We start from the raw sequence: 24,111 nt of genomic DNA, 5'->3' as shown, positions 1-24,111 counted from the left end.
GTCTACTTAAATCTCATACTATCTGCCACTGACGTGGCCGATGCCGGAGATGTAGGTACGTCACGGCTACCCGTAACACCGTGCGATGTGGCGGGTTTGACCGTGTCCCACACCGACGCTCGAGGTGCAGGAACAATCTTTTTCTGATTCACCCCCGCCTGGGGTGTCGCGGTGGGAACACTGCGGCGGACCCGGCGATGCCGTGGCCGGCTCGGGGTGGGACTGGTCTTGTCGCGGCACTGCCGGACCGGCGCATGCTCGGTGTTCCGGATTTCCGGGTTCTTCCCGCGCTTGCGAACAACTCTGCTGCGCCCGAGCAGTGCACGTTTGGCGAGGTTCACCGCTGCTACGTGGTCACGATTGCCGCCTACCTTGCACCGCGCGCACCACGCCCGGTGATAGCCGCCCGGCCGGGAGAGGGTGTCGTTGCAGCCGGGGCACAGTGCCGAGGTGCCGCGGGCCGGGACGGACACCATCGTCACGCCGACCCCCGCGGCGGTGTGCGCGAGAGCGTCGACGGCTTTGCGGCGGGCGGACTGCGCGGCCCGGTTGTTGTTCACCCGGCCGTGTCTCCGGGTTTCGAGGGTGCTGAGGTCTTCGATCGCGATCACTGCCGCACCGGCCGCGGCGGCGTAGTCGGTCACTTCCCGGCCGAAGTGGAAGGCTAGTTCCCGGTTGATCTTGCCTCGTTTGACACCGACCGCGACGCGGTGAAGGTCGAGGACCGCGATCTTGTTTTCCAGGTTGACGCGCACCTCGGGTGGTGCGGTCGCGGCGAGCCGCGTCAAGCGTGCGGCCTTGCGGTGCAGGTGTTGGCCTTCCGCTTGCAGCCGGGCCAGTTTGATACCCAGGCCCCGGTCGTCGTAGGTGAAGCCCCGGTAGTCCGAGACCAATCCGTCGGGGCGTTCGGTGACGATCGCGGCTGCTCCGAGGGTGGACGGTGACCAATCCACCCCCACTGCCGTCGATCCCGACGTCGGATCGGGTGCTGGAACGGATTCGGTGGCCGCGCAGCGCAGCAGCAGGCCACGGTGGTCGAGGACGAGGGTCGGCAGATGCCAGTCCGTGATTGCTCTGGTGTGCAGGTGCGGTGGGATCGCCGCGATCAGGCGGACCCGCTGCCAGTGCGCCCGCCCTGCCGGGGCCGGATTCGTGGGAAGTTTGACCGTCAACGTCATGACGGCGTCGGTGACGGCGATCTGGGAGAGTTGCTTGTCGGCGGCCGAGAGCCTAGCCATCGGAGCAGACGTCGGTGGCGTTTGCACGTCTGTGATCCGCACGCGTGCGGTGGGACGCTCCCCGCTTCCGGCGCGGCGGGAGCGCACTGTGAGTTGCCGTGCCACGCCGCGCGCGAAGCCGGGCGGCACGTATTCGCCGGCCGTGGTGGGCGGCGCGATTCGGCCGGTAGCCGGGTCGAACCTGGCCGACAGCGAACTGATGGCGGTATCCCGGTACGCCAAGGTGCGTAGCGTGCCGATCGCCTGGGAGGTGATCACCCGGGTCACCCGCGAGGGCACGTACACACCGGTCGGGTAGGACGGGTTCCACCCCAGACGCGCCGCAGCGACATGCCCCTGCGCCGGGAGCTTCCGGCCCGAACCATCACGTCCGGCGGTAAGGGCATCGAAGGTGGCCGGTTGCCACAACCGGAACACCAACTCAGACTCGGCACACGAAATCAGGTTCAGCAACCACCGGACACGAACATCGATGATATCGAGCCCAATCGGGGCGTCGGTAGCGTCGTCGACCGCCGCGTACGGGCGGGTGGTGAACGAAAACTGACGCAGCACAGTGAACCCGGCAACAGTCATCGGCTATCCCTCCTCCAACCTCGCTGCCGCATCGCCCGAGAAGTCGGCGTTGATCCTGCTTCGACCGCAGCCGGTAGCACCGGCCCGAAAACGACGCGAGCACCGCCATGAAGTCATCCATCAACTCCTCCACCACCGACTTCGCCATGCTCCCGCAGGACCTCGACCGTAACCCCGACCACCGACAAATACCTTTCGATCCAGGCGACTCCGAACCGGGCCAACCGATCCCCGCCACACCACCCGCACCACCGTGAAGTGGCCTTTCGCGGCGTCGTCGAGCATCCGGTCCACACCGGCCCGCGTTTCCCTCACACCAGAACCGCGATCCTTGTACACCCGGTACACGGCCCCGGAAGCGCTCTCGCGCAACATCGACTCCTGATTGGCGAGCGAGGACTCCTGCCCCGTCGAGCCGGACGCCCGGCGGTACCACGCTTCCACCCGGTCGGCCGGAGCCTTATCCAGGGCCGGAGGACGGCCGAGGTAGGCATCGAGGTCAGTGCGATCAAACACGCGCTGGCCGGAACCTGTACGCCGGGAGGGCAACCGGCCTTCCGACGCGGCCTTACGGACGCCCACGACAGACATGTTCAGATACGCCGCGGCCTCGCCAATTCGCATGAATCGGAAGTAGCAGAAAGAATCAGGGAGTATCATATGTCACATCAACTGTTGAGAGCCTGTTCCACAGGCATCAACACGCTGAAATACGCCATCGAGTCCGGCGCCGGACGGGTGGTGACCCGTCGCTCCGAGATTGCCTTGCGGTGCCTTCGGACGACCGCCGCGGCATCGAGCTCGACCGCCAGGGCTTTCGCTCGCGCAACCAGACCCCGGTCGCCGACTCCGTCGAGAATGCCTGGTTCCGCGCACAACCCGCGATCGACGATCCCCCCGATCATGCGCTGACAGACAGGCTGTCTCCCGTACCAAACAATGTGGCCCGCCATTCGTTCATCCGCCCCGATCGCAACAAGTCCAGGGTGTGCGGCATTTCATGCACCAACGCCCGCGCGAACCCCAGATGCCGGCCACCTCGGTTCGGGGATTCCCTGCGCGCCAATGTAATTTGCGACGCAATCCCCCGGTCCCACTCGGACCGCGGCAGTTGTCGAGCTTCACGGTCGTGTCGGATACTCGTGGCGACGTCGTCGGTGATCACCGCCTGCACTGCGCAGCCCACCGACTTCATCGTCTCGATCGCATCGAGTAGATCGATGCCCAACCCCGCATCGCCGTCGGCAGAAGCCAGACGAAGCCGTGCGGTGAACGCACGCACCTCGTCCAGATCCGGTACCGCTAACTTCCCCATAACCAACCTCCCCCAAGGCCGTTCGAAAATTTGTTCGATTCTAGCGTCTCGGCCGGATTCGAGCAATAGGTCGCGTCGACTCGTCAGAAATGCCCCCCGCTACACGCGGGCCGACAAGGTCGCCAAAGGAATACCCCGTGTGACACCTCTGCAGAGTCGTTGCTGCTCAACAAAATCTGTATGTTGCAGTCACAGTTGACGAGCTACCTCTACCCGCAGCAGAAACTAATGCCCAAGGATCGGGACGGCGCGACGGTGATCAGGGATCACGACACAGCGGCCAACCCCTACCACCGTGCCCTCGCTCACGGTCGGGTCTGCGCGGAGAACCCCTGTGGCATAGGGTTTCATCAGCCGCCGAACCACTACTCAGGGGCCGCGACGTGATCCCGACGCGTCAGCACGAGTGGCGCGCCGTCGGTGACGGCGATGGTGTGTTCGCTGTGTGCGGTACGGGACCCATCGGCCGAGCGGATGGTCCACCCGTCGTCGTCGTAGATGATTTTGTCGGTGCCGGCGGCGAGCCATGGTTCGAGTGCGAGGGTCAATCCAGGCTTCAGCTTCAGACCACGTCCGGCGCGTCCCATGTTGGACACGTGGGGGTCTTCGTGCATGGTGCGCCCGAGTCCATGGCCACCGAATTCGGTGTTGACCGGGTACCCGTAGTCGGCGGCGACGGCGCCGATCGCAGCAGAGATGTCGCCTAGGCGGTTACCTGGCAGCGCAGCCGCAATCCCCGCTGCCAGGGCACGCTCGGTCGCCTCGATGAGACGCTCGTCCTCCGGCCGCGGAACACCCACGATCACACTCCGCGCCGAATCGGCGACCCACCCGTCGATCGATACCGCGATATCCATGCTCAGCAGGTCTGCGTCACGCAGAACGTAGTCATGCGGAAGCCCGTGCAGCACTGCATCGTTGACCGACAGACAGATGACATTGCGGAACGGCCCTCGCCCGAAGGACGGCGCGTAATCCCAGTAGCACGACTGGGCACCGCGGTCGGCGATCAGCTGGCGGGCGCGGTGTTCGAGTTCGAGCAGGTTTACCCCCGGCTCGGCCCGGGAGGCGAGGTCGTCGAGCAGCTCGGCGATGAATACACCGGTGACCTGCATCGCTTCGATCTCCCGAGGGGTCTTCAATTCCAGCACAGATTTTCCTCTCCATCCGACCCGATAGCCGGTATTAAAATACCACCATAGTCGATGGTCCGGTATTTTTATACCAACCGTCGAGTAGGCTGGTGGCATGGTGCGTCTCCCGCTCACTCCGGCCCAACTGGCGGCAGGTCAGCGCTTGGGCGCGTATCTTCGCCGCGCCCGGGGCGATCGCACTCTCGCCGAAGTTGCTCAGGAGGCGGCGATTTCACCGGAGACTTTGCGCAAGATCGAGACCGGCCGGATGCCCACTCCGGCATTTACGACAATTGCAGCTCTGGCCCGAGTCCTCGCCGTACCCCTCGACGACCTCGCGCACGCTACGAACTGGTGATGTCGCGTCGCCGGAACAGCACCACCCCGACGGCGATCACGACGACGGCGATCGTCGCGAGCAGCACGAGCGGAGCGGCCGTCACCTCCGCCGCGGGAACGGCGGGGACGTGCGTGAACGGCGACAGGTCGCGCACCGCCTGAGGCAGACCGAGCAGTGGTCCGAGGAATCCGAAAATCAGGCAGGCGGCGAGCACGCCCCAGGAGAGCCCGGTCGACCAGGCCGGGGCACCACCGAACGACACCACCGCCACGGCCGCGACCACTGCGATCGCAGGCACGAAGACCAGAGCAGCACCGGTCAGATGCACCACCTTTCCCGGTACGTCGTCGGTCACGAGACCGTACGCGAGCCCTGTTGCCGCCCCGGTCAGTGCCTGCAGGACAACGATTCCCGACACGACCAGACCTACATGTGCGAGCATCCACCGCGGACGCGAGAGCGCTGTCGCGAGAACCGGTTCGAGTCGTCCCGCCGATTCTTCACCCCGCATTCGGAGTAATGCCTGTACGGCGTAGCCCGCGACCGCGATCGCCATCATGCCGAAGATGGCGGCAAAGTAGGCATCGACCATGTCGGTGGTACCGCCACCGAGCTGCTCCATCATGTCGGCCACCTGCTCGCCCTCGCCGAGGAAGTCGTCGATCTGGTCCGCGATTGCGCCGTACACCACGGCGAGGACGGCAATGCCGAATGCCCACCAGAACAGGATCGTCCGTTGTATCCGCCACGCCGAGCCGAGCGGCGTCGGCAACAACCCGGACGCGCGGGCGGGGCCGGGGCGGGTCGGTACGAGGCCCGAGCCGATGTCCCGGCGTTCGGTGAGGGCGAAGCCTACCGAGCCGACCGTGAGTGCAAACAGGACAGGCAACGCCAGCACCCACCAAGCATTGTCGTCGTAAGAACGGACCTGTTCGGCCCAGCCGATCGGCGACAGCCAGGTCGGCCAGCTACTCACCACCCGGGTGCCGTTTTCCGTCACCGTCCCCGTCATGTCGCCCACTGCACGCAACAGGAACGCCACACCCAGGGCGGCGCCGGCCAGTCCGTTGGCGGTGCGGGCACTGTCCGTCACCTGCGCGGTGACCGCGGCGACGGCGGCGAACGCGATGCCGGCCCCCGCGACAGCCGCGCCCAGAGCCACAGAACCCGCGAACGGCAGACCCTCCGCGACCAGAACGACGACGTTGATCAGTCCGAGAAGCAGATTGGCGCCGACCGCGACAACCAGTGCGGCCGTGAGCAAGGCTCTGCGCCCGACGACGGCGGCCTCTACGAGTTCGGCGCGGCCGGTCTCCTCGTTCTGCCGCGTATGCCGCACGACGAGCAGGGTGGTCATCAGGCCGGCAGCGAGAGACAGCGGCATGACGATCTGGCTGGCGAGCACGGCACCGACGCTGTACCCGGACACCAGACCGTTGGTGGCCAGGGCAACCGGTGACGCCGCAGTGGCCACCGCGAAGCTGCGTAGGTCACCCTCCGTGGGATACAGGCCGAGCACACTCGACGCCGAGAACGCCTGCAGCGCTGCGAGTGCGAGTAACCACACCGGCAGCTGGACACGGTCACGGCGTAACGCGAGCCGCACCAGCCGGGCGGTTCCCGCGTACTGCCCGCGCCCCACCTTCTCCGGTGCCGTCACGGCGCTCATCGTGTCTGCGCCCCGGATTCGGCGCGCCGGTGGTTCACGCCCTCACGGGCCAGTTCGTCGCCGTAGTGCCGTAGGAACAACTCCTCCAAGGTCGGTGGCGTCGACGTCAGCGACGAGATGCCGAACGACAGCAGGTGGCGCAGCACCCCGTCGATCGCACTGGTGTCCACCTCACATCGAGAGTGCAGGCCGTCGACCCGCACGTCGTAGACCCCCTCGATGCTCTCGAGTCCGGTCACCGGCCGCTGCGTCTCGGCCGTGATCGACGTACGCGTGAGATGACGCAGTTCCGCCAGTGTGCCGGTCTCGACGGTTCGGCCCTCGCGGATGATGCTCACCCGATCGCACAGCGCCTCGACCTCCGCGAGAATGTGGCTCGACAGCAGGATCGTCCGCCCCGAGTCGGACATCTCCTCGACGCAGTCCTGGAACACCGACTCCATCAGCGGATCCAGCCCGGACGTGGGTTCGTCGAGCACGTACAGTTCGACGTCGGACGCGAATGCGGCCACGAGCGCGACCTTCTGCCGGTTGCCCTTGGAGTACGTGCGCGCCTTCTTCGTCGGATCGAGTTCGAACCGCTCGAGCAGTTCTGCACGCCGGGTCTCGTCGAGACCGCCGCGCAACCCCGCGAGGAGATCGATCGCCTCACCCCCGGTGAGATTGGGCCACAGATTCACATCACCCGGAACGTAGGCGAGCCTGCGGTGCAACGACACCGAATCACGCCACGGATCCCCGTCGAGTAGACGAGTGGTACCGGAGTCGGCGCGAAGCAGTCCGAGCAGGACCCGGATGGTGGTCGACTTGCCGGAGCCGTTCGGCCCCAGGAAACCGTGCACCTCACCGGCGCGCACCTCGAGATCCAGGCCGTCCAGGGCGCGGGTGGCGCCAAACGTCTTCACGAGTTTCTCCACCGAAATCGCAGCAGCCATGGTAAGGACGGTACGCCGATCGTCTACCGGTCACGGCTGTTTCAGATCAGTCCGAGCTTGCCCGCCTCGTACACGGCCTCCGCCCGCCTACCCACGTCGAGCTTGCGCATGATGTTGCTGACATGGAACTTCACGGTGGTGGCCGAGATGAAGAGCCGTTCACCGATTTTCGCGTTCGACAACCCGGTGGCCAGCAGTTGCAGGACCTCGAGTTCGCGCTCCGTGAGTCCTTCCCGCGGGGTCGTCTGCCCGTTCAGCGACCGGATCACCGCGGAAGCACTCCGTGAGTCGAATGCGCTTTCTCCACGCGAGACCGCGCGGATGGCGCGCACCAGTTCGGTCGTGTCCACATCCTTCACCACGTATCCCCGGGCGCCGGCTTGCACGGCACGGACCACCAGCTGCTCGTCGAGGAACGTTGTCAGCACCAGAAGTCCCAGTCCTTTGTTCGCGGACGACAACTGCGCGCACAGCACGAGCCCCTCGTAGTCGGATGCCGCCGACAGCTTCAGATCCATCAACACGACGTCGGGTTTCACCTGTCCGACGACGTCGAGTGCCTCCCCGCTCGTGGACGCTTCTCCGACCACCTCGAGATCCGGTTCACGCTCGAGTACCGAGCGCAGCCCCTGCCGAAGAATCGCGTGATCGTCGACGAGGACGAGCCGGACCACCGACGTTGCTCGTGCAGATCTCGCCTCGTCCTGCATCGGAGTTCGCATCGTCATCGCTCCACCTCGTTGTCGTTGTCTCCCCTGGAAGGTTTGTCGCCGAGAGGAATTCGTGCAGCCACTCGCACTCCGCCGAGTCGCGCCCTGGCCACTTCGAAGGTTCCCCCGAATTCCGCAGCCCGGGCCTGCATGTTCGCCAGACCGCGATGGTGTCCGTCCAGGTCGTTGTTTGCCGCCATCCGCAACATGAGCCGCATCTGCTTCGGATCCCCGTCCCCGTCGTCGGCGACGGACAGGAGTACAGAATCCGCCGAATAGGTCAGGCGCAGAACGGCGCGCGTCGCGTTGGCGTGGACAGCAGCGTTGAACAAGGCCTCACCGGCAATGCGCAGCAGCGCGTGCTCGCGGTCACACGACAGCTCCGCCGGTGTTCCGCCCACCCGCACGCTGACCTCGAGGTCGTCGGGCATGTGCACCACACCGAGCTGCTCGAGCATCCCGGGCAGCGACGTGCGGTCCGAACTCTTGGAGTGATTGAGCGCGTAGATGGCCGAGCGTAATTGCTCGACCGCGCGACGAGTGAGATCCTTGGCCAGGTCGAGTCTTTCGCGACGTTCGTCGTCGGGCACTCCGCTCCTGCAGACCTCGATCTGCATTCCGGCCGACAGTACCGCCTGCGTGACACTGTCGTGGAGCTCACGGGCGATGCGGTGACGTTCCTCGTCGAGTACCTGATGCCGGTGCGCGGCCCCGAGCTGACGTTGGGTGGACTCGAGTTCGGCGTTGCGGACCGCAAGATCCGACGCGGTCCGCCGCGCCTCCGCGTATGCGTGCTCGGCGTGTTCGAGGAGCCGCTGCCCGCGCTGGTAGAGCGCCGAATTCTGCAGGGCAACCGCGGTCTGGCTCGCCAAGATACTCAGTACCGCACCATCGGTGGTGTCGAGTGTGCGTTGCGGCGCTGTCCACGCGGCAAAGGCTCCCACCACTCCGCCCTCGAGCACGATCGGCACGAAAGCATGGTGCGCGTCGATGACGGGCGCCCTGCCGGTGCGGGCGGACCTGATGTCGCCGAGACACGTGACCACCTCGTCCGGCAGCGGAGGTCCCTCGACGTTGTCGACCAGAAACGGGGTGGCGTCCGGTCCGAGAACCAGCCGGCGGGGACCGGCATCGGGCAGCATGCCGTCCGCCAGGGCGAATGCGACCCAGCGCGCGTCGAGGTGTGCACGCGCCGCCTCGGCCACAGCGCAGATCAACGTCTCGGGCCCCTCGACCGTTCGCACCAGCGCGCGGGAGATGAGCTCGAGCGCATGGACGACGCGCTCGAGACGTTCGGCGGCGCCGCGGTACTGCGGGTAGAACGTCGGTTTGCCCGACCGGAGTCCGGTGAGTGTCGAGAGGTCTGGGGCGTTCATCGGCTCACATCGCAGTCCGGAAAAGTGCCACCATCTGCTGGTGTGTGGCCGTCCGCGGATTGGTGGACATGCAGGCGTCCCGCAGGGCGAACTCCGCGAGCCGCGGAAGGTCGGTTTCACGCACACCCAACTGCCCCAGTCCTCGCGGCACACCGACCTCGCGAGCCAGACGCTCCACTCGGTCCGCGACCGCGAGGGCCGCTTCCTCGGGTGTTCCGCGATGTTCCTCCAGTCCGAGTGCCGCCGCGATCGCCACGAACGGGGCAGCGTCGCTGGCCGCATTGAACCGAATCACGTGTGGAAGCAGGACACCGTTGATCACGCCGTGCGGCAGGTCGAGCAGTCCACCGACCTGATGGCTCATCGCATGCGCCGCACCGAGAATGGCGTTGGTGAAGGCCAGGCCCGCTTCGAGGCTCGCCTGGGCCATGACGGCCCTCGGCTCCATCTCCAGAGGGTCTTCGATGGTGTGGACCAGGGTGTCGGTGACCAGCCCGATCGCGCGAAGCGCGTGATGGTCCGTGAGCGGGTTGTGCGCCAGCGAGACGAACGCCTCGATGCCGTGTGTGAGCGCGTCGAGCCCGGTGGCCGCATTGAGCCACTCCGGCATGGTCGTGAGCAGGCGGGGATCGATCACGGTGACGTCGGGAACCAGCGCGCGGCCGATGATCGTGATCTTGGTACCGCGGGCCGTGTCCGTCACGATGCAGAATTGCGACACGTCGGCACCGGTGCCGGACGTGGACGGGACCATGACCAGCGGAGGTATCGGACTGGTCGCCTGATCCACCCCCTCGTAGTCGAGAATGTTGCCCCCGTTCGCGGCGAGCACCGCGATTCCTTTGGTGGCATCGATCACCGAACCGCCTCCGAGTGCGATCAAGACATCGCATCCACCTTCCTGGTAGGCCTCGTGACCGGCCGCGACCTCGTGATCCTTCGGATTGGGCGTCAACGCACTCCACACGACGGGCGTCAGTCCCTGTTCCCGAAGCTGGTCCTGCAGTTCGGCCGCCCAGCCGGCGTCGATCAACCCGGGGTCGGTGACGAGCATCGGCCGCGAGCCGCCGAGGCGGAGGACGGCGTGCGCGGCCTCGACCATCGACCCGATACCGAAGACGATTTCGGGTGCATGGAATTTGACCAGCCGGTCGGTAGCGGTGGTGCGGGTGACCGGATACGACACAGACAAGACGACACTCCTCCCACGCCCCCGTGATGTGATCCAGGTTACAAGCGCTGAACCTCGACTCTACGGGCAGGGACGGACGCGCACACTGACCGAAGGGCAGGTCCGGCACCTACCCGATCGGGTAGGTGGGCAGCAGCCGTGATCAGGTCCGACCCTGCTCCACGACCCAGGCCGCGATCTGAGTCCGAGAGGCGAAGCCGAGCTTGGCGAGAAGGTGTTCGACGTGCCCCTGCGCGGTGCGAGGTGATATCACGAGCCGGGCAGCGATCTGCTTGTTGGTCAAGCCCTCGGCCACCAGGTCGGCAACCTCTCGCTCTCGTTTCGTCAGGTCGGCGCCGGCGCGCGAAGAGGAAGGACGCTTGGGAGACTGCTCGCCCAGAGCGAACGCCACAGCGTCGTCGACGGCCAGCGCCCTGCCCTCGTCCCGCGCCGACTCGTATTCCTTTCTTCCCAGGGCAGTGCGCGCATGCTGTTCGCACTCCTCGTGAAAGACGTGCAAATGGGGGAACAGCACCGTGGAACTTCTCGTAGATTTTGCGGCCGACTCCGCCGCTCCCATCAGAATCGCGGCGCGTCGTGGATCGCGGTCGCTCGCGAACCACGCCAACGTTTCCAGGCAGGTTGCCAGGGTGACCGCGCTGTCGACCCGCCTGGCCAATGCCAGCCCGTCCTCGACATATCGGGATGCCCGCCGGACATCACCCTGACGCCACACTGCGACGCCCATCGCCCACATCGTGTGCGATCGGTACATCGACTCGCCGGTCGATTCCGTGATCTCGAGGACCCGCTCGTAATATTCGATGGCCCGAGCGGAGTCTCCGAGCAGTGTCCTCACGGTGCCGAGCGAGTCCAGGACCTCGATGTGCAGGGCCGGCCGGCCACAGTCCCCGGACACTTCGAGGGCGGATTCCAAACACTCGAGCGCGCCGGGCAGATCACCCGTGAACAACTTCAGCACACCCTCGGCATGAGAGATGTGCGCGCGGATCACGACGTTGTCGGTCTGTGCCGCGAGCGCCTTCCCTTCCGCGACCAGCGACGCCCCGGCAGCAAGGTCGTTCTGGGTCTCGGCCAGCACACTGTTTCCGTACAGCGCCGCGACCCGTTCCTCGCTGACCTCGACCGGCGAGGTCTCCAGGAAACGGTCGAGCCAGTGGCGGCCCTCGCTGAACATGCCTCGGGAGAGCCAGAACAGAAACAAGGCGGTCGCGAATCGCAACCCGGACACCGAATTCGGCTCTGTCAGACAGAACTTCATCGCCTCCCGCAGGTTCGGCTGCTCGCGAGCCAGGCGGCGCATCCACGTCACCTGCTCGCGGCTGACCCACTCCGCCTTCGCAGTTTCGGCCAACTGCAGGTACCAGTCCCGGTGCCGCCGCCTCAGACGGTCGGCTTCGCCGGCTTCCGTCAACTTTTCGCTGCCGTAGTCACGCAGTGTCTCGAGCATGCGGAACCGAACCACCGAGGCCGATTCCTCGCGGATGAGGATCGACTTGTCCACCAGCGAGGTGACCGTGTCGAGCAAGTCTTCGGTATGGGGAGGGCCTGCGCACACGCCTTCGGCCGCGTCGAGTTCGAAGCTACCGGCGAACACCGACAGCTGCGCCCACAACTGCTGTTCCCGCTGGCTGCAGAGCTCATAACTCCAATCGATCGACAGACGCAGAGTCTGCTGCCGCGTGGGCGCGCCCCTGCTGCCGAGGGTCAGCAGAGCGTAACGGTCCGTCAGGCGACGCAGGATCTGCTCGGCCGACATGGCTCGCAGCCGCGCTGCCGCCAGTTCGATCGGGAGTGGCAAACCGTCCAGTCGCTGACAGATCAGCGCCACCGTGTCCGTGTTCTCCTCGGTGAGCTCGAAGCCCGGCACCGCGGCGGCGGCGCGGTCGGCGAACAACGTGACTGCGTCGTACCGGGGCATTGCCTGAAGGGACGGGGGGCGGGCCGAGTCGGGGACGGTCAGCGGGGGAACCCGAAGCACGACTTCTCCGCCGATCCCGAGGGGTTCCCTGCTCGTCGCCAGGATCCGCAGATCCGGACAGCTACGAAGCAAGGTCTCGGACAGTCTCGCGACCGCGCCGACCACCTGTTCACAGTTGTCGAATACGAGCAGGATCCGGCGCGCGGCCAGAAAGTCCACGAGGGTGTCTTTCAACAAACTCGCCGGCCCGTCCCGCAGGCCCAGTGCCGCCGCGACGACGTCGACCAGAAGGGATTCGTCGTGCAATTCACCGAGTTCCACCAACCACGCGCCGTCGGCGAATCCACGTCGGACGTCGGCGGCCACACGGAGCGCGAGACGCGTCTTCCCGACACCGCCGATGCCCGTCAGGGTCACCAGGCGCGCATCGGACAGCTTCGCCTTCGCTTCCGTCAGCTCGCGTCGCCGACCGATGAAGCTGGTCAGTTCGAGTGGCAGGTTACCGTCGGCACCGATCAGCGAATGTGCCGTGGGCTGCGCTGGTAGACGGGACCTCACTTGCGATCGGCCGGGCGCATCCTGCGGGGCGGCCATGTCATCGACGGGGAGTCCATTGTCTGCTTGCATCTGCCGCAGCGCGTCACCGAGTTCCGCAGCGGTCGCGGGTCGATCAGCGGGGTCGGCCGCCATCGCGCGCGCGACCACCGCGCTCACGTCCTCGGGAATGCCTTTCTCCCGCAGATCCGGGACGGGTTGCGAGGTGATCCGGAGGAACTGTGCGATGACCTGCTCCCCGCTCCGGCGTTCGAACGCCGCGTGACCGGTGACCGCACAGAACAGCGTGGCGCCGAGGCCATAGATGTCCGAGGCCGGGCTCGGCGGATCGCCCCGCAGAACTTCGGGTGCCGTGAACGCCGGCGATCCCGTCACCGTTCCGGTCGCCGTTTCGAATCCTCCGGAGATGTGCGCGATCCCGAAGTCGGTCAACGCGGGTTCGCCGTAGTCGGTGAGGAGGATGTTGGCGGGTTTGACGTCGCGATGGAGGATGCCGAGGCGGTGCCCCGTCTCCAGAGCCCCCGCGATCTTCACACCGAGCCGAAGGACCTCGCCCAGTGGAAGCGGACCGCTCTTCCGGATCCGGGCGTCGAGTGAATCCTGCGGGTGGTAGGGCATCACGATGTAGGGACGACCGCTTCCGGTGACACCGACCTGGAGGACATTGACGATGTTGGGGTGTCCGGTCAGCCTGCCCATGGCCCGCTGCTCACGGAAGAACCGCGCCGTGTTCTCCTCGTCGAGTTCGGCGGTGAGGACCTTGACCGCCACCGTGCGGTCGAGCTCCGGCTGAACACACCGGTAGACGACCCCGAAGCCGCCGTGCCCGATCTCGTGCGCCTCCTCGAATCCAGCCGCTGTCAACTCCGTCGCGACGTTCGACGCCACATCGCGCTGGGTCTCGAGGGGATCTTCAGCCGTCGGCACCATGCACTCACCTCTCGATGACGTGCCCTCAGGATATCCCCGGCCACGGTATCGGAGGCACACTCGGCGGGGGCCGTTCATCGCAACGCGTGACCCAGTTCGGCGGCGCGGGCCAACAGTTGGACCGCGTCTCGCGCAACTACCACTCGGTCGCAGACTTCGGCGTACCGAGGCATCGCGCACGACGCCTGATCCCAGTACCGCTCGGGCTCCGGCGTAATCCACGCGAGGCGGTGCACTTTTCTCCGCAGAGCGGCGAACTCGTCGAGGCCCGGTGGCAATCCGTTGCCCCTTCCGTCACCCACGACGAGCACCGAGGTGCGCGAGTGAACCTCGTTGCCGAACGCGGTGAGGACCTCGGAGAACACCCGGCCGTAGTCGCTGCTCGCCTCGAGATCGATGCGGGGATCGGCGAGCACGGCAGCGAGTGCGTCGTCGTCTCCACCCGCGAGGAGTGTGTCCGTGACATCGACGGGCCTGTCCACGAATGCCAGGACTCGGCATCGACTCGCGCGGCGGTGCATCGCCTGCGCCAACCTCAGGGTGAAGGCCGTGACCGGTCGAACGGACAGCGAGACGTCGGCGAGAACGAGCACACGTACGCGGTCAGGACGCGGCGCCTTCACCATCAAGCGGAAGGGCACGCCCTCGGTCCGCAGGCTCGCACGGACCGTGCGCCGCATGTCCAGCCGTCCCGCGGTCAGCTCCCTCGGACGGGGACGCGCGGGGCCACGCATCCGCCGAAGGATCTCGTGGCATGCCTGATTGACCTCGGCGCGTGAGACCGCCGAACCCTGGCCGTCCGCCGTCGGGACATCCGCAGCGGCCTGCCCGGCGGCGTCCCGGGCGTCGGCCAGCGCTCCGACGAACGCCTCGACTGCGTCTGCCAGACGATTCAACTGGGCAGCAGTCAGCGGCTCGTCGACACCGGAGTCCGAGTACACCGCGCTGGGGTCGTAGGCGTCGAGCCACGCCAGAATCGACGCCGGATCGTCCCAGGACAGCGACCCCACGACGGCGCCGCTCGTCGACGTCGCCAGGTCACCGACGGCAGTACTCGCCGCCCGCGAGACGTCGACGGTGTAGGTGACGCCGCGTCGGCCCGAATCGGCCTCGGAGTCGACGGACAGTTCGGCATCGCTCGACGTCATGCTGACGTCGTCGTCATCCTTGTGAGGATTGAAACCCCTCTCGGCCTCCGGGGTATCGAAGTGGTCGCCGACTTCCGCGGCCCGCTCGTTGTATTCGGCATAGCGGGCCGTGTCGACGTTGTCGGCAACCTCGAGGGCAGTGGGAAGCCCCTCCGCGAACTCGGTTCGGGACGGTGCGCGGAAATCGGGGGCGGCCGTGGGGACAGCACCGAAGAACACGTCGAAGGCCCGGTCGAATCCTGACTGCTCGTAGCGGTACTTGGCGCAGACCGCGCGCAGCGCGGCCCGCGTCGTGTCCGGCTGCCGTGCGCCGACGAGCCCCAGCACACGCCGGACGTCGATCACCTCCGCCGCAGACGCTGCCACACCGTACCGGCGCAGCAGTGCGCCGAACGACGCCGCCAGCACATCGAGGAGCTGCGACTCGGGCGCCGGCGCGCCTCGGACCGCGGACATCGTCATCGCCTCGCAGGACGGCCGTTGCCGACGCCGATGCCACCGCGGTCGCGGCCGCCGTGTCCGCGGAACACCGCTGTGGTCGTGTTGGCCGGACGCGATGCGACGGTGACGCGCTCTCTACCGTCAGCCTCCGGCGCCGGCGCCGGGGCCGGGTTCGCCACGCCGTCGAGTCGGCCGCGAGCAAGATCGACATCGCTGGTGTACTTGAGCAGCGCAGCGAGGAGGATGTCGCGGATCGCCGACTGCGATGTGATCGCCACACCGGTCGCCTTCAGCACCACCGCGGCGCGGGCGGCGTCGATGACCTCAGCGATGGACGGGCTCTTGCGTAACGGTAGTGCGCGCAGAGTCCGCGCAAGTTCGACGACATCCGCCGCGACGGCCGATTCCACCTCGGGCGCACGGGCGGTCACGATGTCCCGCTCACGTTCGGGGGTCGGGTAGTCGAGGTGGTAGTGGAGGCAGCGCCGTTTCAAGGCGGGCGAGAGCTCGCGAGTGTCGTTGGAGGTCAGGATGACCCACGGCGCAGAACGGGCGGTGAACGTGCCGATCTCGGGAATGGTGACCTGTCCCTCGGCGAGAACTTCGAGCAGCAGCGCTTCCATCGATTCCTCGGTGCGGTCCACCTCGTCGACGAGCAGCACCACAGGTTCCGGCGACAAGATCGCCTCGAGTAGCGGCCGTACCGACAGGAATGCTTCCGAGTACAGACCGAAATCCTGCGCCGCCAGAAACCTCGACGCGTCGGCGACGTCGTCGAACGCGGCTACCTGATCACTGAGCCGATCGCGCAGCATCTGCACGTGCAGCAGTTGTTTGGCGTAATCCCACTCGTACAGTGCACGGTTGTCGTCGAGACCTTCGTAGCACTGCAATCGGACGAGCCTGCGGCCCGCGGCCTCCGCCAGGGACTTCGCCAACTCCGTCTTCCCGACACCGGCGGGGCCCTCGAGGAGGAGCGGCCGGTCGAGCGCAGTCGCCAGGTGTACGACGACCGAGAACTCGTCGTCGGCAATGTAGTCGACTTCGCGCAGGGCTGCTTTCAGTTCGATTCCATCGGCGAAGCGGACATCCGCCAGGGATGGAGCGGTGTGCGGTGCGGTCATGGTGCGGCTTCCGTCCTTCGTCAGCAGTGTCGGTCGTGGGAACGCGTCCGGGGCGGGGCCAGGCCGAGACACGGGGCACAGGCTGGGACACGCCCGCCCCGGACGCGAGTTCGGTGGAGCTAGTACGAGCTGTTGATCGCGTGGTCGACGACGGGCAGCATCGACTCGACCGTCACCTCACGGGGATTTCCGGGCGTGCACCAGTCACCCTGGATGTGCTCGGAGATGGCGCGGATGGTCTTCTCGTCGCCCCGGATGGTGTCGCCGCGGCCCTCGTACTTCTTCGTGTTCATCTGGTTCTTCTCGTACGAGTCGGTGCGGACCTGCCCGAAGTTGTCGGGGATACCGACGTCCTTGGCCAGCCGGATCGCGGCCTCGACGGCGGCGTCCGCGGCCTGCACCGTGGTGAGGTTTCGGGTGTCGACACCCAACGCCCCTGCCAACTGCGCGTAGCGCTCGTACCGCGAGGGAAGGTTGTACTCCCACACGCGTGGAAGGGCGATCGCGTTGTTCAAACCGTGGTGGCTGTCGAAGAACGCACTGACCGCGTGCGAGATGGAGTGCACGATGCCGAGACCACCGGAGTTGAATGCCTGCCCGGCGATGTACTGCGCGTTCATCATTCCCTCACGGGCCTTCAGGTTGCGCGGCTCGAACACCGCCCCCCGCAGGTTCTTCGCCACCAGCTCGACGGAGTAGAGCGCGTTGCCCAGAGACGGTGCGAAATCGAGGCGGGACACGTAAGGCTCACTGCCGTGGGCGAGTACGTCGAATCCGCAGTAGGCCGTGAAGTGCTGAGGGCAGGTGTAGTACAGCAGCGGGTCGTCGATCGCCAGCGTCACGATGGTCGCCTCGTCGAAGCCGACCCACTTGTGCGGGTTGTTCATGTCGGACGTGTCGGTGATGACGTACGCCCACGAGGTTTCCGAACCGGTGCCGGCAGTGGTGGAGACGGCGATGTGCGGCGGGTTCTCCTTGTTGGTCGACTTCGCGAATCCCTCGAACTCGTTGATGTTGCGACCGTCGTGCGCGACCACCACGCGAGCACCCTTGGCCGCATCGTGGCTGGAGCCACCTCCGACCGAGATGATCGAGTCGCACTTCTCCTTCTGATAGAGGGCCGCGGCCTCCATCACGTTGTAGTCCTTGGGATTCGACTCCACCTTGTCGTACAGCACCACCTCGACGCCCTGGTACTCGATCTTGCCGACCAGTTCCTCGATGATTCCCGAACCGCGCAGACCGGTGGTCATGAGCAGCGTCCTCTTGAACCCGAGCTTCTTCGCCTCCACTCCGATGATGTCGTGCGCGCCCACTCCCATCAGTGCCCGCGGGAAGGGGTGGAACTCCTTGATGGGGAAGTCCCAGATCTGGTTGAGCTCGATGGCCATGGCCGTCTCCTCGAAGTTGTCGGTGTCGAAACTGAGCTGCCGGTGGAAGGAAAACCGTCTGCCGGTGTGATCGGCGTCTCAGCTGAGATTCACTGTGACTCACTTCGGGCACTCGTCACAGACCTGCGGGCCCGAACCGTCCGACTGCGGCGCACGAACTCTCCGATCGGCCAGGTGGGCACGGGCCGAACCGGTCAGGGCGGGGCTCGTTACGCTGGAGCGACCCGCTAGGCAAAAACTAGAACCTGTTCTATATTTGAGGCAGATGCAGGAGCGTTTCGACGCTGCGAATCATGGAGAGGACTACACACGCGATGACGACTGTCGAGGTGCCGCACAGCTCACGATCAGCGGTGCTCACGGTGTCCGAAGTGGTCGAGGAAACGTCCGACTCCCGGTCGCTGGTCTTCGACGTCCCCGCCGACCTCGCCGCGAAGTTCGCCTACAAACCCGGTCAGTTCCTCACCCTGCGCATACCCAGTGACCGCACCGGCTCGGTCGCGCGGTGCTACTCGCTGGCCAGCTCACCGTTCAGCGACGACGCACCCAAGGTGACGGTCAAGCGCACCTCCGACGGATACGGGTCCAACTGGCTCTGCGACCACGTCGCCGTCGGTGACACCCTCGAGGTGCTGCCGCCGTCGGGTGTGTTCACCCCGAAGTCCCTCGACCACGACTTCCTGCTGTTTGCCGCAGGCAGTGGCATCACGCCGGTGATCTCGATACTCAAGGCCGCCCTCACGGAAGGGTCCGGCAAAGTCGTACTCTTCTACGCCAACCGGGACGAGAAGTCGGTCATCTTCGCCGAAGAGTTGCGGGAACTCGCCGGCCGGTACCCGAGCCGCCTCGTGTCGATCCACTGGCTCGAGACCGTCCAAGGCCTCCCCTGCGTCGATCAGCTCGCCTCCGCTGTCGCACCCTACGTCGGGCACGAGGCGTTCATGTGCGGACCGACTCCGTTCATGGACACCATCCACAAGGCGCTCGCCGACGCCGGGATGCCGCGCACCCAGGTGCACGCCGAGGTGTTCAACTCACTCGCCGGTGACCCCTTCCGCGACGCCGATGTCGTCGAGGTCACCGACGACGAAGCGGCCGACGCCGCCACGGTGGAGGTCGAACTCGACGGGGAGGTCCACAATCTCAGCTGGCCCCGCAAGCAGACGCTGGTGGAGATCATGCTCGCCAAAGGTATCGACGTGCCCTATTCCTGCCAGGAGGGCGAGTGCGGATCGTGCGCCTGCACGGTACTCGAAGGTGAGGTCGAGATGGAGAACAGCGAGATCCTCGACCCGGAAGACATCGAGAGCGGCTACATCCTCGGCTGCCAGGCCCGGCCCGTCACGGACCATCTGAAGATCGAATTCTGAGACCCGTCGGCCGCGACCCTCACTCCAGCCGGCCGAATCCGACCACTGCGGAGTCGCTCGACCAGTCGACGGTGTGCACGCGCACCCGGCCGAACTCGTTGCCTCCCACCGTCGTTGCGGTGTCACCGTCCACCGCGACGACGAAGTTGGTGTGCTGACCGACCCAACTGGTGTTGTCGTAGAGCACCACGTCGCCGACCGAGGGCCGGTATCCGCTACCGACCTCCTCGAACCGGGACTGCGATTCGTAGTACTCCTGCAGCGTGTACACCCCAGGAATGCGCCAATGTCCCGAATTGGGGTTCGACAGGGGCCGACCGGACTCTCGCATGATCCAGCTGACGAAGTCGGCACACCAGGGTTCCTCCACTCCCTCGGAGTAGAAGGTGCCCGGTCGCTGCCGGCTGTGCGCGGTTTCGAGCAGGTCGATGATCGCCGTCTGCTGGGGCGACAACGCGGACCTGTCCACGGCAGGAAAGTCTGCGGTGTCCCAGGGCAGGTAGCGCGTCGGCGCCCACCACCACACCCCGACTGCCAGCACGGCGACGAGGGCAAGGACGCCGACGAGGACCGACCCCGTGCGGCGGCGGCGGCGAGGGGGATCGGCGAGGGTCATGCCACCGAATGTAGCGGTATCTCGTGCGGCACGGTCAGCGCTGCGCACGGTAGGCGGCTCGCTCCTCGGCCGTCAGGTGCTCACAGGCATAGCTGAGCGCGGTCCGGCCCATCACGGCGGCGTTGCGGTCGAGGAAATCGGTGAGCAGAGCGCGGTCGACCCGCTTCCCCACCTCCCGCAGCATCCACCCCGTCGCCTTCTGGGTCAGATCCCGTCGGTCACCGAGCACCCGCTGCGCCACCTCCAGCGTGGTCGACGCGTCCCCTCGCCGGATGAACGCAAACGTGCTGAGTAGAGCCACGCGTCGGCGCCACAGGTCGTCATCCGCGGCCAGTCGGAATATCAGGTCCCGTGGTTTCTCGACAAGCCAGGTGCCGAGGATGTGATCGGCGGAGGAATCGACGAGGTCCCAATTGTTGACGCGTCCGCGTAACACGAGGTCGAGGTAGAAGCGGGCCACCTTCTCGACCACGGCGTCCTCGCCGGCGCTGGCTGCAGCCGTGCACTGGGACACCAGAATCAGCAGGCCGGCCAGACGGTGCTCGTGCACGGGGCTGTCGAGCAGGGTCTCGACCTCGGGCGGTTCGAGATCGCGGTGCCGGCGCACCACCCCCCGGGTAGCCGGAACCCGCACACCGATGAATACGTCGCCCTCCCCGTATTCACCCGGTCCGGTCTTGAAAAAGCGCGCGGATCCCACAGCGACTTTCTCGTCTGCCAGTTCAGCGAGTGCCTGGATCACGTCGCGCGCAGTGGAGGTCACCAGCGCACTGTCCCACACGCCACCGACATCCTCGAGAATGGTTACGAAATGGCTTTGACCAGCGGCTGACGTTACTGGACTGCAACGACGCAAATATTGATCGGGCGGTCAATCAGGCGTGTACTCGAGGTGGACACAATCCGTTCCGAGGAGGCTGGACATGAAGTCGTGGAGTCGCATGCAAGATATAGCGGCCATCGTGATCGGAGTCTTCGCGGCGCTCTCGCCGCTGTGGCTCGACACGAATAATGCCGCCCGGTGGTCCCTGATCGTGCTGGGCGCTCTCATAGCGCTGTCCGGTCTGGTCCACATGTTCCGTCCGGATTTCACGATGGCCGAATACGCCATGGGCATCTTCGGTGTTCTGCTGTTCCTCTCCCCCTGGGTGATGAACTTCGACGGACTCCGGGGAGCGTCGTGGACCGCGTGGGTGGTCGGCGTGCTCGCGGTGGTCGTGGCCGTCACGGCAATGCCGGTGATGAGTTCCCGGATGCACGGACACGGAGGGCTTGCCACCCATCACTGATCCGTGCCGCATACCGAGAACACCGATTCGAGCGGGGCGAAGGAACGTGGATCCGGCGAAGTCATCGCCGCCCCGGCCTTCGCCCCGCCGTTCACGTCCGGAAAAGGCTCATGCACGCACCTCATCTCGGAATACCCGGCGTTCCCCCACCCCGCAAAGGACGGCGACGGCGTAGCGCGAAGATCGATGGCGATGCCCGGGAGCTGATCCTCGACGCCGCCGAATCCCTTATTGCGACACACGGATTCGACGCCACATCCACCGCCTCCATCGCCTCGGCCGCCCACGTCCCGAAAGGCTTGGTGTTCTACTATTTCCCCGCAAAGACCGACATCCTCCTGGCGTTGCTGTCCGAGCGGCTGCCCACCGAACCGTTTCGTGACGTCAGTCCCCTCGTGAGTCCAGGCGATCCGGCGGCGAGCCTGGTGAACCTCGATGCCGCGTTGAATCTGCGCGACCACCACTCGTCGGTGATGCGGTTGATCATCTGGCGCGAGGCCGAGACCCACCCGGATGTTCGCGCTCATCTGCGGCGGTTCCGCGATTACCTCAGAGATATCACCGAACGGCTCCTGCAGGCGAGTTCGCCGTATCCGGTGCAACCGGGCACGTTGCGCGCGTGCGCAACGGCCTGGGTGGCTGCCATGTTCTCGATGGCGGGCAATGACCGTCTCCACGACCTCGACGACCTGCCACGCAGGTACGGCGACGAATTGGACAATGTGGCGCGCGTGGTGGCCGCCGGGATGGTTCAGCTGGGTTGAGACGCGCCCGCTGTGAGCAGTCGGCCGACCGGAAACGCACGCGCGCTCTCGGGGAGGCTGCCGGGTCGACCACTCAGGTAGACCTCGACGGAGCCGGTACGAGCGTGGTGTGCCCCTTCACCGTCACCCGCCTCACCGAGTGCATCGATGCGGCGAATGGTCTGCGCCGCTACCGCTTCCGCGCTGTCGAACAGTTGCACTCCCGCGGGGAGACTTGCCGCGATCTCGTCCGCCACCAGTGGGTAGTGCGTGCATCCCAGCACCACTGCCCCCACATCGTCGGGGGTGCGTGCTGCGGCCGAAGCGATGGCTGCTGTGGCCGCCTCGCGCTCGCCCCGGTCGATGGCCTCGGCCAGCCCGTGACAGGCAATGCTCACCACGGAACTTCCGTTGCCGAAACGCTCGATCAGATCGGCCTGGTACCGGCTCGCCGTGGTGGCCGCTGTCGCCCAGATCGCAACCGAGTCACAGGCAGCGGCCGCGGGCTTGATCGCCGGCACCGTACCGATCACCGGGACACCCGGTCCGACCAACTCCCGCACGTGCTCGAGTGCGGTGACACTCGCCGTGTTGCACGGCAGCACGATCACCTGTGCACCGCGGTCGAGGCAGCGCTGCGCGGTCTCGAGGACTCGATCGATCACCCACTGTTCCGGTTTGGGGCCCCACGGCGCTCCATCCGGATCGAGGGCGAGCATCAGGTTCAGCTCCGGCCGCTTCGTGCGTAGCCACAACGCAGTGGGCAGCATCCCCAGGCCCGAGTCGATGAGCGCAACAATCACCGGTCGAATCTATCGCGTCCTCGCGAACCGCCCTACGCCGACGCGGCCTCGAGAACCTCACCGATCGGTGTGCCGGCGGCGATCTTGGCGCGCATTTTCATCACCGCTCCTGCCATCCCGGCGCCGACGACTCCCGACAGGATGCCGTCGCGCTCGTAATACGCGAGGAACTTACGTCCGTCGTCCTTGACCACGTGCACCACGTCGGTGCCCGCCACGGCGCCCAACGCCTGGATCTTGAGGTCGTACTGGTCGCTCCAGAAGTACGGCACGTGCGCCGCCGGACTTCCACTCCCCGTCCCGGTCAGCGCACCGGCGAGAAGCTTGGCCTGCTCGCCGGCGTTACTCCAGTGCTCGACGCGTTTGCGGCCGCCCACCTGCAGCTGCCACGCGGCCACATCGCCGACGGCCCACACGTGCGGAACCGCTGTCCGGCCGACATCGTCGCAGACCACGCCGTTGTCCAGTTCGACGCCCGACCCCTCGAGCCAACCGGTGACCGGCACCGAGCCGACCCCGATCGCGACGACGTCGGCGGTCACCTCGCTGCCGTCACCGAGCACAGCCCCGGTGACCCGATCTGTCCCGGTCAACGACTGCAGGCCGACCCCGGCCCGGAGATCGACGCCCTCGTCCACGTGCAGTCGCGCCACCAGGCCACCGATCTTCTCGCCCAGGATCGACGCGAGCGGTGTCGGTTGCGGCTCGACGAGCACCACATCCAGCCCGCCGGCCCGCATGCTGGCCGCGAGTTCGCAACCGATGAAACCGGCGCCCACGATCAGCGCACGCCGGGCATCGGCCATGTCCGATCGCAGCGCGAGGCACTCGTCGATGGAACGGAGAACGTGGATGCCGGCCAGTTCCGGTAGACCGGGGATGCGGCGTGGCACGAGGCCGGTGGCGATCACAAGTTCGTCGTAGGCCACCTCGGAGCCGTCCGCGAGTCTCAGGATGCGGGATTCCGGATCGAGAGAGGCCGCTTCGACACCGAGCCGCAGTTCGATGTTCTTCTCGTCGAAGAATTCCCGCGGCTTGAGGGTGGTGTCGCTCTTCTCGCCACGCACCACCTCCTTCGACAGCGGCGGCCGGTCGTAGGGCAGGTGTGGCTCACCGCCCAGAAGTACCAGGTCACCCGCGTACCCCGCCCGCCGGAGTTCCTCAGCTGTGCGCAGGCCTGCCAGACCCGCTCCTACGATGACGATCTTCTGCACTGTCCCGTACCCGCCCAATCTGCCGACGCGACCCACATGATCGCCATCACATTCCGTGCACCAGTCATATCAAATGCTCACG

20 protein-coding genes and 1 pseudogene are annotated in these 24,111 nt (G+C 66.3%); 4 read left to right on the top strand and 17 right to left on the bottom strand.

Annotated features, from left to right (window positions below):
* Positions 1–2: 2 nt before the first annotated feature.
* The 4 genes and pseudogenes from L1080_RS05085 to map form a co-directional block, all read right to left on the bottom strand.
* On the bottom strand, positions 3–1,814 hold the full coding sequence (locus L1080_RS05085) for a zinc ribbon domain-containing protein (protein WP_250768794.1): 1,812 nt from the start codon (positions 1,812–1,814) through the stop codon (positions 3–5).
* 120 nt (positions 1,815–1,934) lie between these two features.
* On the bottom strand, positions 1,935–2,405 hold the full coding sequence (locus L1080_RS05080) for a recombinase family protein (RefSeq protein ID WP_250769193.1): 471 nt from the start codon (positions 2,403–2,405) through the stop codon (positions 1,935–1,937).
* 86 nt (positions 2,406–2,491) lie between these two features.
* Positions 2,492–3,129: pseudogene (locus tag L1080_RS05075) on the bottom strand (HNH endonuclease); the annotation flags it as partial.
* Positions 3,130–3,494: 365 nt separating this feature from the next.
* A complete protein-coding gene (map, locus tag L1080_RS05070) occupies positions 3,495–4,280 on the bottom strand; it encodes a type I methionyl aminopeptidase (RefSeq protein ID WP_250768793.1) in 786 nt (261 codons plus the stop codon).
* A gap of 97 nt (positions 4,281–4,377) precedes the next feature.
* Here map and L1080_RS05065 point away from each other — a divergent pair, with 97 nt between their 5' ends.
* On the top strand, positions 4,378–4,620 hold the full coding sequence (locus tag L1080_RS05065; protein WP_159925545.1) for a helix-turn-helix domain-containing protein: 243 nt from the start codon (positions 4,378–4,380) through the stop codon (positions 4,618–4,620).
* On the opposite strand, the gene L1080_RS05060 is transcribed toward L1080_RS05065, so the two are convergent.
* The 9 genes from L1080_RS05060 to mdo form a co-directional block, all read right to left on the bottom strand.
* Positions 4,607–6,271, bottom strand: coding sequence for an ABC transporter permease (locus L1080_RS05060; RefSeq protein ID WP_250768790.1), 1,665 nt, complete (start codon positions 6,269–6,271; stop codon positions 4,607–4,609). The genes L1080_RS05065 and L1080_RS05060 overlap by 14 nt on opposite strands.
* Positions 6,268–7,206: an ABC transporter ATP-binding protein gene (locus L1080_RS05055; RefSeq protein WP_250768786.1), complete on the bottom strand. Its 939-nt coding sequence runs from the start codon at positions 7,204–7,206 to the stop codon at positions 6,268–6,270. Before L1080_RS05055 ends, L1080_RS05060 begins: the two co-directional genes overlap by 4 nt.
* A gap of 41 nt (positions 7,207–7,247) precedes the next feature.
* Positions 7,248–7,934 (bottom strand): MadR family response regulator transcription factor, encoded by a 687-nt coding sequence (locus L1080_RS05050; protein ID WP_213577120.1) that lies wholly within the window; start codon positions 7,932–7,934, stop codon positions 7,248–7,250.
* The gene (locus L1080_RS05045) at positions 7,931–9,292 is read right to left on the bottom strand and encodes a MadS family sensor histidine kinase (protein ID WP_159925537.1); all 1,362 of its coding nucleotides are present in this window, start codon (positions 9,290–9,292) and stop codon (positions 7,931–7,933) included. The genes L1080_RS05050 and L1080_RS05045 overlap by 4 nt, the downstream gene beginning before the upstream one ends.
* Positions 9,293–9,296: 4 nt before the next feature.
* A complete protein-coding gene (locus L1080_RS05040) occupies positions 9,297–10,484 on the bottom strand; it encodes an iron-containing alcohol dehydrogenase (protein ID WP_250768783.1) in 1,188 nt (395 codons plus the stop codon).
* Between the two features lie 142 nt (positions 10,485–10,626).
* Positions 10,627–13,890, bottom strand: coding sequence for a protein kinase domain-containing protein (locus L1080_RS05035; RefSeq protein ID WP_250768781.1), 3,264 nt, complete (start codon positions 13,888–13,890; stop codon positions 10,627–10,629).
* 74 nt (positions 13,891–13,964) lie between these two features.
* Complete coding sequence (madC, locus tag L1080_RS05030; RefSeq protein WP_250768779.1) at positions 13,965–15,494, bottom strand: MadC family VWA domain-containing protein; 1,530 nt, start codon at positions 15,492–15,494, stop codon at positions 13,965–13,967.
* Between the two features lie 2 nt (positions 15,495–15,496).
* Complete coding sequence (locus tag L1080_RS05025) at positions 15,497–16,603, bottom strand: MadB family AAA-type ATPase (RefSeq protein WP_250768777.1); 1,107 nt, start codon at positions 16,601–16,603, stop codon at positions 15,497–15,499.
* Between the two features lie 119 nt (positions 16,604–16,722).
* Entirely contained in the window at positions 16,723–17,994 is a 1,272-nt protein-coding gene (mdo, locus tag L1080_RS05020) for an NDMA-dependent methanol dehydrogenase (RefSeq protein WP_250768775.1), read from the bottom strand.
* A 314-nt stretch (positions 17,995–18,308) separates the two neighbouring features.
* Here mdo and L1080_RS05015 point away from each other — a divergent pair, with 314 nt between their 5' ends.
* A complete protein-coding gene (locus tag L1080_RS05015; protein ID WP_213577114.1) occupies positions 18,309–19,364 on the top strand; it encodes a ferredoxin--NADP reductase in 1,056 nt (351 codons plus the stop codon).
* A gap of 19 nt (positions 19,365–19,383) precedes the next feature.
* Here the strand turns inward: L1080_RS05015 and L1080_RS05010 are convergent, their stop codons facing one another.
* Both L1080_RS05010 and L1080_RS05005 read right to left on the bottom strand, forming a co-directional pair.
* On the bottom strand, positions 19,384–19,980 hold the full coding sequence (locus L1080_RS05010; protein WP_250768773.1) for a CHAP domain-containing protein: 597 nt from the start codon (positions 19,978–19,980) through the stop codon (positions 19,384–19,386).
* Positions 19,981–20,014: 34 nt separating this feature from the next.
* Positions 20,015–20,746: a DNA alkylation repair protein gene (locus tag L1080_RS05005; protein WP_201453653.1), complete on the bottom strand. Its 732-nt coding sequence runs from the start codon at positions 20,744–20,746 to the stop codon at positions 20,015–20,017.
* Between the two features lie 157 nt (positions 20,747–20,903).
* Here L1080_RS05005 and L1080_RS05000 point away from each other — a divergent pair, with 157 nt between their 5' ends.
* Together L1080_RS05000 and L1080_RS04995 are read left to right on the top strand one after the other, a co-directional pair.
* Positions 20,904–21,269, top strand: a complete 366-nt coding sequence (locus L1080_RS05000; RefSeq protein WP_201453447.1) for an SPW repeat domain-containing protein — start codon at positions 20,904–20,906, stop codon at positions 21,267–21,269.
* Between the two features lie 110 nt (positions 21,270–21,379).
* Positions 21,380–22,033 carry a TetR/AcrR family transcriptional regulator gene (locus L1080_RS04995; RefSeq protein WP_250768771.1) on the top strand — a complete coding sequence of 218 codons (654 nt, stop codon included), beginning with the start codon at positions 21,380–21,382 and terminating at the stop codon, positions 22,031–22,033.
* Here the strand turns inward: L1080_RS04995 and L1080_RS04990 are convergent.
* Together L1080_RS04990 and L1080_RS04985 are read right to left on the bottom strand one after the other, a co-directional pair.
* Positions 22,021–22,815 (bottom strand): glutamate racemase, encoded by a 795-nt coding sequence (locus tag L1080_RS04990; protein WP_159925517.1) that lies wholly within the window; start codon positions 22,813–22,815, stop codon positions 22,021–22,023. The genes L1080_RS04995 and L1080_RS04990 overlap by 13 nt on opposite strands.
* Positions 22,816–22,847: 32 nt before the next feature.
* The gene (locus L1080_RS04985) at positions 22,848–24,029 is read right to left on the bottom strand and encodes an NAD(P)/FAD-dependent oxidoreductase (RefSeq protein WP_159925515.1); all 1,182 of its coding nucleotides are present in this window, start codon (positions 24,027–24,029) and stop codon (positions 22,848–22,850) included.
* Between the last annotated feature and the right edge of the window lie 82 nt (positions 24,030–24,111).

It is taken from the genome of Rhodococcus sp. MSC1_016, assembly GCF_023667485.2.
Classification (GTDB): Bacteria; Actinomycetota; Actinomycetes; order Mycobacteriales; family Mycobacteriaceae; genus Rhodococcus_F; species Rhodococcus_F oxybenzonivorans.
This window is presented reverse-complemented; position numbering and strand designations above follow the sequence as displayed.